This is a genomic window from Thalassorhabdus alkalitolerans (genome assembly GCF_042656525.1).
GTDB classification, from domain to species: Bacteria; Bacillota; Bacilli; order Bacillales; family Marinococcaceae; genus Thalassorhabdus; species Thalassorhabdus alkalitolerans.
On record NZ_JBHSOZ010000003.1, the window covers coordinates 842,129 to 855,015 of the forward strand.

The window sequence follows — 12,887 nt, forward strand, 5'->3', positions numbered from 1 at the left end:
AAGCTTGGTGTGATAAAGGGATTGAGACAAAAGAGATATGTACATAAAAAAAGAAGCTGTGATACTTGCTTCAACAGCTTCTTGATCTTCCCTTATTAATAAAATGGACTTGACCCGTAGCTACCATATACCGGGCCAAACTGCGGTCCATAGGATGGGCCGAATGAAGGACCGTAGTGAGGACCATAAATTGGTCCATAGGATGGGCCGTAGCCTCCGTACCCCCCACCATAACCTCCAAAGATTAACGGACTGACTGCTAAGCCTGCTAAAAATGGCAGAACCGGAAAGTATCGCTGAGACTCACTGCTGCTTCGATAAGGAACATATTGATACATGAAACTTCCTCCCTCTCGCATTGTCACAACGTATTCTATGCCATATGCCCTTCTTCTGTGATAGGAAACCAACTAATAAAACAATACGCTTTCGTGTATTCATACGTTTATTGTGCAGATTTTCGAGAGAAGGAAAAAAGATTTTTCAAATGTACATGCAAGAATCTCTGTGCTCCCTCTCATTTCACTTGCATTCCAGTGTCTTGCTAACAGAGATAACATTAGGACGAAGAATTTGTTGTACCGTCCTCATTCCTTTGCTGAACGCAGATTATAAGGCTGAAGGAAATAATCGATACAAAAACTATTGCGAAATTTAAAAACCCTCTGGCGTCAGAACCAAAGGGAGCAGTTTTTATTCTCTTTCTTTCTTTCCATCTTCATATCCTAATTCATATGCTTCTCCCATAACACTCATTAACAATTCAAGTGCTGGCTGGAGATCATGCATATCCAGCTCAATTCCCTTACTTTCAAGAAGACCTCTTCCTTCTTGCACGTGAGCCATTGCGATTTGCATAAATTTCATATTAAGTTCTTGATCCATGATGTCACCTCATTTACTGAAATGGTTGCCTCAAACTTTATTCAAGCATTATCTCCCTTAATCGTCAAGAGAGTTCATTAAATCATTAGGGCTATGTACACAAATTAATTTCGTTTTTTCATTGAGTGTTTTTTCTGTAGACCCATTCAGCTGCAAAAGCGAGGAGCAAGGCTGCCAGCACAGAAATTGTTTCGTTTAAGCCGAGTCCTTGAAAAAGCAGTAAAAATGAAAACAAAGCAACGGCACAAAAAATGAAAGTGCCAAGAAGCAAGTGTCTTATTGCCACGTCCAACCCTCCTACGTCAACTCCAGTATCTTTGTTTTATTTCATACTATCACGAGAGAACACGTAAGAAAGTATAAATTATCAGCTTTCTTCTTTTTCTGGGAAATAAGGAAAAAAGTTTGCCCCAGACTCCTCGTAGTGCTGGGCTAACTCTTCAAGCCTTTTTACCCCATGCAGAGTCAGGTTACTTTCTGATTGTTCTTTTAAAGCTTTGTATTCTTCAAAAGACATATGATCGCCTCCTCTTTTCATCATACGCATCAGAATGAATATTTATCCCCGCCTCCGAGATTGTTCTGTAACACTCCTCCATTTCGATAGTTTCTCAACTCATGCAAATAAAAAGCTGTTCCCCCCGAGTGTGCACTTTGGTACAGGGGGAACAACCTACTTATCTTTTAAAGAATGTCAACAATTACGGCAATGGCCAATAACAGTTGAAGCATTAACTGGATATTTACCGCTACTTGTGTGTCAGTCGTTCTAATATCTACACCTCTTGAATTTTCAACAATAGTTTTTTGATAATTTAACTGTTTTGTTTTTACTTTTTGGATAAGCTCCTGCGTGAATTCTGGCACCTCTGCATCGTCACCTATTGCAATTGAAATGATCAAGATAATCGCAGCCTGGATACCTGCTTGCAGGCTGACTGCTGCTTTTGTATCTGTAGTACGGATTGTTACATCAGCTGAATCCTTTACCAGGATACACTCATCAGAAAGCTGAATTGTTTTATTATCAAATTGACCGCTTTGGGTCGCATCATCTTTCGCTAGCGGATGCTTAACATCATCTAATGCTCTCCATTCAGTCCTTTTTGTATCTTTTATTCTGCATGCTCTGCATTTGCAACTCAACGAAAACACCTCCTTGTTTATCTTCATTTTCATCTTATGAGGCTTTTTACTGAAAGTTTGGACAAAGACCTTAGGTTATTCGTTTATTTTTTTCTTTTTTTAAGGTTTAGAGGCTTTTTGTCGCCTTTTTCTTCCTCTTTCTCACTAACAACTACTTGCTTTTTAAGGAATTCATCCACCTCTTTTTGTAAACCAGTAACTACATTTCTAAGCTCGTTTTTTTCTTCATTAGAAAGATTTATTTTCTCGGGTTCGATATTATATTTCTCCATTGTTTTCTTCACTAGAACTTCCATAAGTTTTTGATAGCTTTCCAACTGTCTCCCCCTCCTTTCACAGGCATAGATGCTTTTTAACAATAAGCTGCACCGATAATGATCAGCAGGATAAACAGCACCACTAGAAGTGGAAATCCATAGCCGGCATACATCGCATAAACCTCCTTTATTGCATGGGTTGCTATACTCTATGTAAAAATCCAAAAAGAGGTTGGACTGCCAACTAGATTAACAACAGAAATAGCCATGACTTTTCCAGTCACAGCAAAATACAATGCAAATTGATGAATGGTGTTGATCGAGAACTACTTTGCCTCAGATCTAAATCTATAGGCAATTCAGGTGAGGGTTATGAGACAAAGAAAAACGGGTTTATGAGGTTATTGCTTGATCGGTACATTCATGAAATACAAAAAAACTGCGGTAAAACCAACGGTTCACCACAGCTTTTCTTATCTTTTACTTTATTGTTGCTGCAAGGATTGCTTTTTGGACGTGCAGACGATTTTCCGCTTCATCGTATACCACAGATTGTGGCCCATCGATTACCTCTGCACTTACTTCTTCACCTCTATGTGCAGGCAGACAGTGCAGGAAGATGTAATCATCCTTAGCATTGTTTACGAGATCACTGTTTACCTGAAATCCTTTAAAGGATTCTTCACGCCTTGTTTGTTCCTCTTCATATCCCATGCTTGCCCACACATCGGTGTAGATCACATCTGCATCTTTTACCGCTTCAACGGGATCCTGGGTCAGCACAACCTTACTATTTGTCGAGGTTGCAATTTCTTCCACTTCTTTTACAACCTCTTCATTTGGCTCATATCCAGATGGCGTTGCCACATACACGTCCATGCCCATTTTTGCGCAGGCAATCATCCAGGAATGAGCAACATTGTTACCATCACCTACAAATGCTGTCTTTAAGCCTTTTAGAGTTTCCTTTTGCTCTTTGACTGTCAACAGATCCGCCAGAGCCTGGCACGGGTGGTACCAATCAGTTAAGGCATTAATAACAGGTACATCGGCATGCTCAGCGAGTTCAGCCACTTTCTCATGAGAATTCGTCCGGACCATTATCGCATCAACATATCTAGAGAGCACTTTCGCCGTGTCTTTGATTGGTTCTCCTCTTCCAATTTGTAGATCACGAGGGCTTAAAAACAGGGCATGCCCTCCTAATTGTGTCATTCCAACTTCAAAAGACACACGGGTTCTCGTAGAAGAATTTTCAAAAATCATTCCCAGAGATTTCCCTGCCAGCAGCTGAGGGCACTTTCCCTCTTTCTGCTGGGCTTTCAACTCTTCTGCTGACTGAAGCAGAGCATAAATCTCCTCTGGTGAAAAGTCCAGGAGTGTTAATACATCTCTTCCTTGCAGAGAAGCAGCGTTTTTGTCTTGTACTTGCTGTTGCATATCTTCACTTCCTTTTTAAACTGTGGTAGAGACCGCAGATAACCATTCTTGAATGGAAGTTTCTTTACTTTTCTCCCCGTTCATGGCATCAACCATCACTTTTAACGTAGACGGGTTCGTCACAATCGTTTTTCTGAATTTAAGAGAAGCCTGCCTGTATTCTTTTCCTGTTTGATGTCCTCTTGGAGGAATGCTCACTAAGGCGACACTCTCTTCCCTTTGAATCCAATCCTGGAAATCCATTTGTGTTACACCTTCTGCTGCTTTTTGGCCCGCTAGTGTATATCCTTGTTTCACAAGAGTCTGTAGCGTCTCCTCGCATGCATCTTTCCACTCGGATGCAATGTCGCAATAGATGATTCCCTTCTTTTTATACAAAAGGGGTATTTCACTTTCAGACCAGGCAAAAGCTTTATTAAACGCTTGTTCTGTTGTCTCTGCAATGCTGATAAGTTCTCCGGTTGACTTCATTTCTGCTTCCAGAATCGGGTCTAATCCAGCAAGCTTGTTATTAGAAAACACTGGAGCCTTTACTGTGAAGTATGGTGTTTCTTTTCCAAGCCCTGTATGACCGCCGGTTACCTCCGTAACAGACTTGCCAAGAAGAAGACCGATGGTTGCCTCTATCATGTTAAATCCAGTAACCTTTGAAAGAATAGGTACTGTCCTTGAAGCACGTGGATTTATTTCAATGACAAACAGCTCATTGTTATCAAGTACAAATTGAATATTAAAAATACCTTTAAAATCCATGCCTTTTGCAATGCTGCTTGCGATTTGAGCAACCTTCTCTTTTACATCTTCACTCAAGGTAAAAGGAGGAGTTACCGCCATGGAATCACCGGAATGCACGCCGGCAGGCTCTACATGCTCAAACATTCCCGGGATATAAATATCTGTTCCATCTGTTAAAACATCAATCTCCAGCTCTGTTCCAGGCATATAAGCATCTATAAGAATAGGAAATTCAATGTCATTTCCCTTGTGAGAGAGATATTCAGCTAATTCCTTTTCATCTGAATGAATAGTCATCCCCTGGCCGCCAATGACATAGGAAGGACGCAGAAGAACAGGAAACCCTACTTCTGAAGCTTTCTGAATGACATCTTCTTTGTGATAGCCTGTTACACCAGGAATGTGACGCACGTTCACGTCGCTCATAAACTCATAAAATCTTCCCCGGTCTTCAAGCTGGTCAATAATATCCGAAGTTGTTCCAAAGACATGCTGTCCCGCTTCTTCAAGTGCCTCAGTTAGTGAAATCCCTGTCTGGCCGCCAAGCTGTACGACGATTCCTTCCACACCTTCAAGCTCTGCGACATGAAGAACGTCTTCAGGTGTCAGCGGGTCAAAATACAGGCGGTCTGCCATTTCATAATCTGTACTGACGGTCTCAGGGTTGTTGTTCATGATTATTGCTTCATATCCAGCTTTTTGCACCGCTTTTGCTCCGTGAACTGAACAATAATCAAATTCAATTCCTTGCCCTATTCTGATTGGGCCGGAACCTACTATTAATATTTTTTTCTTTCCGGTGTTCACCTCTACATCGCTTTCTTTATACCAGCTTGAATAGTAATAAGCAGTAGAAGCTGTAAATTCAGCTGCACATGTATCAACCATATGATAAGAAGGAAGAAGATCCAATTGTTTCCTTTTTTCATAAATTTCGCTGCTTTTTGTATCCCACTGCTCGGCGAGCCATTGGTCAGTGAAACCAGCTTTTTTGAGCTCCAAAAGAAGAGAAGGATCGACCGAACTCCAACCTATGTTCTGGACTTTCTTTTCTAAGGACACAAGATACTCCCAATTGGATAAGAAAAAGAGATTAATTTGCGTTTCCTTATGAATCTCTTCAATTGAAACATCTCTTCTGATCAGCTCCATAATAATAAAGAACCGCTGATCATCCTGTCCTTTTAATGCCGTCCAAAGGTCACTTACCGAAGTGTCCTGCAGACTTGGGAGACTGAGACCGTTGACCTTAAGTTCCAAGGAGCGGACAGCCTTTTGAAGAGCCGATTCTAAATTTCGTTCAATGGCCATTACTTCACCAGTTGCTTTCATCTGTGTCCCAAGCTTTCTGTCAGCCTGCTTGAATTTATCAAAAGGCCAGCGAGGAAACTTAAGAACAACATAGTCCAAGGCTGGTTCAAAGCTGGCATAAGTATGGCCTGTTACCGGGTTCAGCAGTTCATGAAGATGATAACCCAGGCTGATTTTAGCAGCCATCCTTGCAATCGGATATCCAGTGGCTTTTGAAGCAAGGGCAGAAGAACGGCTTACCCGGGGATTTACTTCGATTAAATAATATTGTTTGCTGTAAGGGTCCAGAGCAAACTGAATATTACAGCCGCCCACAATCCCCAATGCTCTGATTACTTTTAACGATGAGGCTCTAAGCATCTGATATTCGACATCGGTGAGTGTCTGGGAAGGAGCCACTACGATGGAATCTCCCGTGTGAACCCCAACCGGATCAATATTTTCCATATTACATACGGTAATGCATGTGTCATTGTCATCACGCATCACTTCATATTCAACTTCTTTAAAGCCCGCAATACTTTTCTCTACGAGGCACTGATGAATCGGACTTGCTTCCAATCCGCCTTCAATAATGTATAAAAGCTCCTCTTCATCCTGGGCGATGCCTCCTCCGCCCCCTCCAAGAGTATAAGCCGGGCGCACAATAATCGGATAGCCGACAGAGTCTGCAAATTGCAAAGCCTGCTCTTTGGTTTCAACGATTTCACTTTCAGGAACAGGCTCATCCAATTCCTTCATTAAATCCCGAAAGGCTTCCCGATCTTCCCCTTTGATAATGGATTCAATAGGCGTTCCAAGAAGCTCTACATTATACTTGCTTAATATATCCTGCTTGTGCAAAGAAAGGGCTAGATTTAATCCTGTCTGTCCCCCGAGGGTTGCCAGCAGTCCATCAGGCTGTTCCTTTGCAATAATGTTCTCTACTGATTCTACAGTTAACGGTTCAAAATAGACCTTATCTGCACAAGACTCATCAGTCATAACAGTAGCCGGGTTATTATTTATTAATATGACTTCTACTCCTTCTTCTCTCAAGGCAAGGCACGCCTGTGTTCCAGAATAGTCAAACTCAGCAGCCTGCCCGATAACAATGGGCCCTGAGCCAATAACCAGAACTTTTTTTATTTCTTTATTTTTAGGCATACGCTGTCTCTCTCCCTTTGCTTCTCAGTTGTTCCATAAATTTGTGAAAGATCTCTTCGCTGTCAGCTGGTCCCGGGTGTGCTTCCGGATGAAATTGAACAGTGATGATCGGAAGTGTATTATGAACCAGGCCTTCAATTGAACCATCATTGATGTTCTTAAAAAGGATAGAAAAATCACTTTCGTTAAGAGTATTTTCTTTCACAACATAGCTGTGGTTTTGGGAAGTTATATACACTTTCTTCGTTTCCAGGTCCTGTACAGGCTGATTTGCTCCCCGGTGGCCAAACCTTAGTTTTTCAGTGTCTCCGCCAAACGCTAAAGCCAGGAGTTGATGACCAAGGCAGATGCCAAGTGTCGGGTATGTCTCCGCTAAACGTTTGTATGCTGGCAAAAATGAATTCAGCTGTTTTGGATTTCCTGGACCATTTGAGAAAAGAAGTCCATCCGGATTCAGCTGATGGATTTCTTCTTCAGCCATATCGTACGGTACGACGGTAACCTTGCATCCCTGCTCGACTAATGAAGTCACCATAGATTCTTTATAGCCGAAATCTACAAGTACAACGTGATGGCTACCTTCCCCAAAGATTTCTACCTTTTTCACAGCTGCATCAGCCACAAGCTGCCTTTCACCAATAGGAGTAAAGCTGGCAACATCGATTTTGTCAGGATTTGTGGTGATCACTGCCCCCATGTCTCCATGCTCGCGAATTCGTTTTACGAGAGCTCGCGTATCCAGACCCGTCAATATAGGAATTCCTGCCTCTGCCGCTTCTTTTTCAACCGTTTTATCACAAGCGTAATGGTGTCCTGTTTTGTGGCACTCGCTCATCACCAGAGCTGCCGGCTGCGGCTTTTTACTTTCATTATCGGTAAGATTAATACCGTAATTTCCGATTAGGGGATAGGTAAAAACCACTACTTGGCCGTTAAAGGAAGGGTCAGTCATCACTTCCTGGTAACCTGTCATTCCTGTAAAGAACACGGCTTCTCCATACACTTCTTTGTCCGTATTGCCGCTTAACTCTCCTTCAAATATTTCTCCATTCTCCAACTTTAGAAAGCCTTTCATGCCTTTCCCTCCTATCCATCTGGATGTCAAATGGTTTTCTTTTTTATTCGCTTATTACGTTTTTGATGGCTTCTACACCTTGGAGAAGCTGATCTTTTGTCATGGTTAATGGCGGAAGCAGCCTAATGACATGTGTTCCGGCCGGAATGCAAAGTACTCCTTTTTCTTGAAGCTTTAAAATATAGGGAGCAGCTTCTTTTTCACACTCAATTCCTGCCATAAGTCCCCTGCCTCTGATAGCTTTAACGCCGGGAATACGGCCAACTTCCTCCTTGAGAAGACTGAAAAGATATTCTCCCTTTTCTTCAGTCTCTTGTAAAAATCCGTCGTTCAGTACCTCTAATAATGTCGCTTCAGCTGCAGCCATAGCCAGAGGGTTTCCGCCAAAGGTTGATCCATGACTTCCTGGCCCAAAGGCGTCCTTCAGCTTTTCTTTGCCGATGATTGCTCCTACGGGAAAGCCATTCCCTAGACCTTTTGCTGCCGTTACAATGTCCGGACTGAGATTTGCATGCTCATAAGCAAATAGCTTTCCTGTCCGACCAATCCCTGTCTGCACCTCGTCCACGATAAGCAGTGCACCGTGTTCTTGTGCAAGCTTTTGTACTCCATGTAAAAAAGCATCTTCTCCAGGAACAACTCCGCCTTCTCCCTGGACTATTTCAAGAATTACAGCTGCTGTTTCTTTATCCATTTCTCTTTCCACCGCTGCAAGATCATTGTAAGGAAGGTACGTAAAACCGTCCAGCATAGGACCAAAACCTTCATGAATCTTATCCTGGCCGGTAGCAGCCATTGTTCCGTAGGTTCTTCCATGAAAAGATTGCTTAAAGCTCAGAATCTTCGTACGCTGCGTATGCTTCCGAGCGAGTTTAATGGCAGCTTCGTTAGCTTCTGCCCCGCTATTGCAAAAGAAGACAAGATCTCCTGCCGAATGCTTTGTTAATAAGGAAGCCACTTTCTCCTGGATTTCAAAGTGAAACAGGTTTGAGCCGTGCCAGCCTTTAGATAGCTGCTTTTCTACCGCTGCGATAACATTGGGATTCCCATGACCTACATTAACAACGCCGATTCCAGCCATAAAATCAAGGTATACTTTTCCGTTACCTGCGGTAATGTGACATCCTTCTGCTTTTTCAAATGCTATCTCCCAGCGTTTATACGTAGGAAACAAACTTGTTTTTGTCTCTTGTATCATTTCCATCGAGCTTCACCTTTCTTTGCTTAGAGGGTCGCTGTTGCTTCCTTCACAATTGCTGTTCCTTTTATTGTTCCATCTTCTTTTCTGGAGCCTGCCTTACCGCCTGCAATCACAACCTTTTCAATCTCCCCCTGCAGGCTGTCAACAGCAGCTTTTACTTTCGGTATCATTCCTCCGTACACCGTTCCATCATCTATGAGCTCCTGCACCTGTGCAGCAGATAAGACTTCAAGAAGCTGCCCATCTTTTAACACCCCGTCAACATCTGTCACAAAGACAAGTTCTTGGGCCTTCATATAGTTGGCAACAGATGAAGCTGCAGCATCAGCATTTACATTAAGGTGATCCCCTTCTTCAGTACATGCAATCGGAGAAAGAACTGGGATGGTCCCTTCGTTCAATAAACTATGAAGCAATGAAACATTCACGTTGTTTATTTGGCCAACAAGACCCAGGGAAGCAAGATCTACGGGAACCGCCTGCAACAGAGAGCCATCACAGCCTGAAATGCCAAGGCCTTTACCTCCAGCTCTTTGAAGTCCTTGAACGATTTGCTTATTCACCTTTCCGCTCAATACCATCTCGGCAACCTCTAACACGGCAGGCGTCGTTTTCCGAAGTCCATCAATAAATTGTATCTCCACTTCAAGCTTTTCAAGCATTGAGTTAATCGCTGGTCCGCCGCCATGGACAATTATTGGATATTTTCCAGCCGTTTGCATAGCCACGATCCCTTTGAAGAATTCTTCGTTTAATTCATCAACTGTAGAGCCCCCACATTTAATTACGACGATCTCCATCATCAATCTCCCCCCTTTTCATTTTTGGACATTTACGTCCGGTACCCCGCGTTAATCCTTACATAGTCATATGTCAAATCACAGCCCCAGGCTTTGCCGGTTCCCTCTCCAACGTTCAAATCAACGTGAATCGTTACTTCTTCATTTTTCAGATATTCTGTTGCCTGCTCTTCGGAAAACCAGACCGGCTGACTGTTTTTTAAGGTAGGAATGCTCCCGATGGATATATCAATATTATCAGGATCTATTTTCGCGTCAGTCGACCCTATCGCAACAATAATTCTTCCCCAATTCGCATCAGTTCCGTAAACAGCTGTCTTCACTAAGTCAGAACCGACAATTTGCTTTGCTACCTTGCCTGCTTCTTCATCAGATGCTGCTCCCTTTACTTCCACTTCAATAAGCTTGGTAGCTCCTTCACCATCTCTTGCGATCTTTTTTGCCAGACTTTCACATGTTAGTGACAACCCTTTAACAAAAAGGCTCCAGTCAGGATGATCAGGGTGTAGGGGCTCATTTTCAGACTTACCGCTTGCCATAACAACCACCATATCATTTGTTGATGTATCACCGTCTACAGTTATTCTGTTAAAGGTAGTATTGGTTACCTCTGACAATGCCTGCTGTAAATAAGAGGGTTCAATATTTGCATCAGTTGTAATAAAGCTAAGCATAGTTGCCATGTTCGGATGAATCATTCCTGAGCCTTTTGCTACTCCTCCAATGGTCACTTTCTTCCCATCAACGTTCATTTGGTAGCAGGCATGCTTCTTCATCGTATCAGTGGTCATAATGGCTTCGTTAAATGAATCAGCATCTTTAAAGCTTCCTTTTGTTTCAATGGCTTCTACCCCAGAAAGGATTTTATCCATTTGAAGCATTTCGCCAATAACGCCTGTTGATGTTACAGCTACATAGTGTTCTGGCACGTTAAAAGCCTCAGAGCTTTTTTTGCGCATTTCATAAGCATCCTTCAAACCTTGTTCTCCCGTACACGAATTAGCATTGCCGCTGTTTACCACAATCGCTTGCAGCTTTCCTTCCGCCGCAATGCTTTCCTTTGTTACAGCAAGGGGTGCTGCTTGGATTGGATTTAACGTATAGACCGCTGCACTTGATGCAGGCACGTCACAGAAGATCGCACCTAAGTCATTTCGTTTTCTTTTTACCTTTGTATGGACTCCTCCTGCTGTAAATCCGGCAGGACTGATAATGCTGCCCTTTTCCACTTCAACAATTGACTTCGTTTCTTCTGCGATGCTCACTATACTTCCCTCCAAAGCTAATTAATTAAGGGTAAACCGGTACTTGGTTCAATCCCTCGTTTTCTTCAAAACCTAGCATAAGATTCATGTTTTGTATGGCTTGCCCTGAAGCCCCTTTTACTAAATTATCTATGACTGACACGATTGTAATTCTGCCGGTTCGTTCATCGTAGGTTAGACCAATATCACAGTAATTCGTGCCATAGACTTCTTTTGTGGACGGGTATTTTCCGTCTTCTCTGATTCGTATAAAAGGTGCATCTTTATACATCTCTTCATACAATTCTCTAAGCTGATTTTCTGTAACAGACATCGTCGCTTTTCCATACATTGTGGCCATAATACCCCTTGTCATCGGCACAAGGTGCGGAGTAAAGGTGACAGTTACGTCTGATTCGCTCCAGCCTTTTAGAGTCTGTTCAATTTCAGGGATGTGTTTGTGTTCATTAACCTTATAAACTTTGAAATTATCATTCATTTCGCTGAAATGCGTAATGGCTGAAGGCGACCTCCCTGCCCCGGTCGTCCCGGACTTTGCGTCAATAATAAGCGTGTCTAGGTCGATAAGTTTTTCGCTGACGAGCGGCCCTAAACCAAGCAGCGTTGCTGTCGGATAGCACCCCGGGTTGGATAATAATGAACTGGCTTTAATTCCTTCACGATTCCATTCTGTTAACCCGTATACCGCTTCATTCAACAGTTCCGTATCTGCTGAGTCTCTCTCATACCATGATTCATAGACATCTTTCTCCTTCAACCTCAGGTCACCGGAAAGGTCTATGACTTTAGCTCCGTTTTCAATAAGCTTTCCGCTGTATTCAGCAGACACTCCAGGAGGAGTTGATAAAAATACAATGTCAGCTTCCTTTCCGATCGTTTCTGGGTCAATCTCCTGAAGCTGTGATGTATATAAATCGCTCAAATGCGGATAGCTTTCCTCCATTGCTTTGCCTTCCTGGCTTGAAGAATGAAACGTAATCTCCGTAATGTGGGGATGGCCATGAAGCAAACGAATAAGTTCTGCTCCTCCATAACCTGTCGCTCCTATAATCGCAACTCTCATAAAATTGCACCTCTTTTTATCTTTATGCGTTTTTCGTTGTGTCTTATTATAAATTTGAATAAAAATTAATTCAACTGTATTTTTACTATTTTTTTATTTTTTTTCTGATTTGCTGATTCTCTTACATCTATCCACCTGTGTACCTGCCCTGCGCGAAGGGAATAAATTGGCTGCTGCCTCTTCACTTCCTCCAGGCATTCCTCGTAAAAAAGCAAAAAAAGAACCTGCTCTTTACAAGCAGGTTCTTTCATAATTTATTCGTTCAAAGCCTCGCGGATCCGTTCTTCTGTGTCATCTATTTGCTCACCAAACAAATCATTAACATGAGAATAAATCTTTTCTCCATTTTCATCAAGGATTGAAAAACCTCTATAAGAAATATCCCCGTCAGACATCTCAACAATTTCTATTACTTCCTGATTTGGGTCTGACAGAAAAGAATAAGTAATGCCTGCAGCTTCCTTAAATTCTTCATGGTGGCCTGGTGAGTCAACGCTTATGCCATAGATATCCGCATCCACATCCTCAAAACGATCAAGTTCTTGCTGCAGCTGCACGAGCTG

At 42.5% G+C, this 12,887-nt stretch carries 14 protein-coding genes and 1 pseudogene; all 15 read right to left on the reverse strand.

Translation table 11 applies throughout. The features are described from left to right. Nucleotides 1-95: 95 nt before the first annotated feature. Complete coding sequence (locus tag ACFPU1_RS06890; RefSeq protein WP_385939683.1) at nt 96-338, reverse strand: penicillin-binding protein; 243 nt, start codon at nt 336-338, stop codon at nt 96-98. A 355-nt stretch (nt 339-693) separates the two neighbouring features. Further along, nucleotides 694-885, reverse strand: coding sequence for a ComZ family protein (locus ACFPU1_RS06895; protein WP_054634942.1), 192 nt, complete (start codon nt 883-885; stop codon nt 694-696). A gap of 118 nt (nt 886-1,003) precedes the next feature. Continuing rightward, nucleotides 1,004-1,171 (reverse strand): hypothetical protein, encoded by a 168-nt coding sequence (locus ACFPU1_RS06900; RefSeq protein ID WP_385939685.1) that lies wholly within the window; start codon nt 1,169-1,171, stop codon nt 1,004-1,006. Nucleotides 1,172-1,252: 81 nt separating this feature from the next. Next, the gene (locus tag ACFPU1_RS06905; RefSeq protein WP_157049682.1) at nt 1,253-1,402 is read right to left on the reverse strand and encodes a hypothetical protein; all 150 of its coding nucleotides are present in this window, start codon (nt 1,400-1,402) and stop codon (nt 1,253-1,255) included. Between the two features lie 167 nt (nt 1,403-1,569). Continuing rightward, entirely contained in the window at nt 1,570-2,040 is a 471-nt protein-coding gene (locus ACFPU1_RS06910; protein WP_385939687.1) for a spore coat protein, read from the reverse strand. Between the two features lie 74 nt (nt 2,041-2,114). Continuing rightward, nucleotides 2,115-2,348 (reverse strand): hypothetical protein, encoded by a 234-nt coding sequence (locus tag ACFPU1_RS06915; RefSeq protein WP_385939689.1) that lies wholly within the window; start codon nt 2,346-2,348, stop codon nt 2,115-2,117. Nucleotides 2,349-2,383: 35 nt separating this feature from the next. Further along, the gene (locus ACFPU1_RS06920; protein WP_083465225.1) at nt 2,384-2,461 is read right to left on the reverse strand and encodes a YjcZ family sporulation protein; all 78 of its coding nucleotides are present in this window, start codon (nt 2,459-2,461) and stop codon (nt 2,384-2,386) included. A gap of 307 nt (nt 2,462-2,768) precedes the next feature. Beyond that, nucleotides 2,769-3,728, reverse strand: coding sequence for an ornithine carbamoyltransferase (gene argF, locus ACFPU1_RS06925; RefSeq protein WP_385939691.1), 960 nt, complete (start codon nt 3,726-3,728; stop codon nt 2,769-2,771). A gap of 15 nt (nt 3,729-3,743) precedes the next feature. Next, nucleotides 3,744-6,920: a carbamoyl phosphate synthase large subunit gene (locus tag ACFPU1_RS06930; protein WP_385939693.1), complete on the reverse strand. Its 3,177-nt coding sequence runs from the start codon at nt 6,918-6,920 to the stop codon at nt 3,744-3,746. Next, complete coding sequence (locus tag ACFPU1_RS06935) at nt 6,913-7,995, reverse strand: carbamoyl phosphate synthase small subunit (RefSeq protein WP_385939695.1); 1,083 nt, start codon at nt 7,993-7,995, stop codon at nt 6,913-6,915. The genes ACFPU1_RS06930 and ACFPU1_RS06935 overlap by 8 nt, the downstream gene beginning before the upstream one ends. Before the next feature lie 43 nt (nt 7,996-8,038). After that, the gene (locus ACFPU1_RS06940; protein WP_385939697.1) at nt 8,039-9,199 is read right to left on the reverse strand and encodes an acetylornithine transaminase; all 1,161 of its coding nucleotides are present in this window, start codon (nt 9,197-9,199) and stop codon (nt 8,039-8,041) included. A gap of 20 nt (nt 9,200-9,219) precedes the next feature. Then, nucleotides 9,220-9,999: an acetylglutamate kinase gene (gene argB / locus ACFPU1_RS06945; RefSeq protein ID WP_385939699.1), complete on the reverse strand. Its 780-nt coding sequence runs from the start codon at nt 9,997-9,999 to the stop codon at nt 9,220-9,222. Between the two features lie 29 nt (nt 10,000-10,028). Next, nucleotides 10,029-11,261 (reverse strand): bifunctional glutamate N-acetyltransferase/amino-acid acetyltransferase ArgJ, encoded by a 1,233-nt coding sequence (argJ, locus tag ACFPU1_RS06950; protein ID WP_385939701.1) that lies wholly within the window; start codon nt 11,259-11,261, stop codon nt 10,029-10,031. Nucleotides 11,262-11,286: 25 nt separating this feature from the next. Next, nucleotides 11,287-12,324, reverse strand: coding sequence for an N-acetyl-gamma-glutamyl-phosphate reductase (argC, locus tag ACFPU1_RS06955; RefSeq protein WP_385939703.1), 1,038 nt, complete (start codon nt 12,322-12,324; stop codon nt 11,287-11,289). 254 nt (nt 12,325-12,578) lie between these two features. Next, a pseudogene (locus ACFPU1_RS06960) lies at nt 12,579-12,884 on the reverse strand (redoxin domain-containing protein); the annotation flags it as partial. Between the last annotated feature and the right edge of the window lie 3 nt (nt 12,885-12,887).

Bases quoted from the DNA above. Each gene is read 5' to 3' on its own strand.
- ACFPU1_RS06890 (WP_385939683.1), bottom strand. From the start codon at position 338: ATGTATCAATATGTTCCTTATCGAAGCAGCAGTGAGTCTCAGCGATAC.
- ACFPU1_RS06895 (WP_054634942.1), bottom strand. From the start codon at position 885: ATGGATCAAGAACTTAATATGAAATTTATGCAAATCGCAATGGCTCAC.
- ACFPU1_RS06905 (WP_157049682.1), bottom strand. From the start codon at position 1,402: ATGTCTTTTGAAGAATACAAAGCTTTAAAAGAACAATCAGAAAGTAAC.
- ACFPU1_RS06920 (WP_083465225.1), bottom strand. From the start codon at position 2,461: ATGTATGCCGGCTATGGATTTCCACTTCTAGTGGTGCTGTTTATCCTG.
- argF (WP_385939691.1), bottom strand. From the start codon at position 3,728: ATGCAACAGCAAGTACAAGACAAAAACGCTGCTTCTCTGCAAGGAAGA.
- ACFPU1_RS06930 (WP_385939693.1), bottom strand. From the start codon at position 6,920: ATGCCTAAAAATAAAGAAATAAAAAAAGTTCTGGTTATTGGCTCAGGG.
- ACFPU1_RS06935 (WP_385939695.1), bottom strand. From the start codon at position 7,995: ATGAAAGGCTTTCTAAAGTTGGAGAATGGAGAAATATTTGAAGGAGAG.
- ACFPU1_RS06940 (WP_385939697.1), bottom strand. From the start codon at position 9,199: ATGGAAATGATACAAGAGACAAAAACAAGTTTGTTTCCTACGTATAAA.
- argB (WP_385939699.1), bottom strand. From the start codon at position 9,999: ATGATGGAGATCGTCGTAATTAAATGTGGGGGCTCTACAGTTGATGAA.
- argC (WP_385939703.1), bottom strand. From the start codon at position 12,324: ATGAGAGTTGCGATTATAGGAGCGACAGGTTATGGAGGAGCAGAACTT.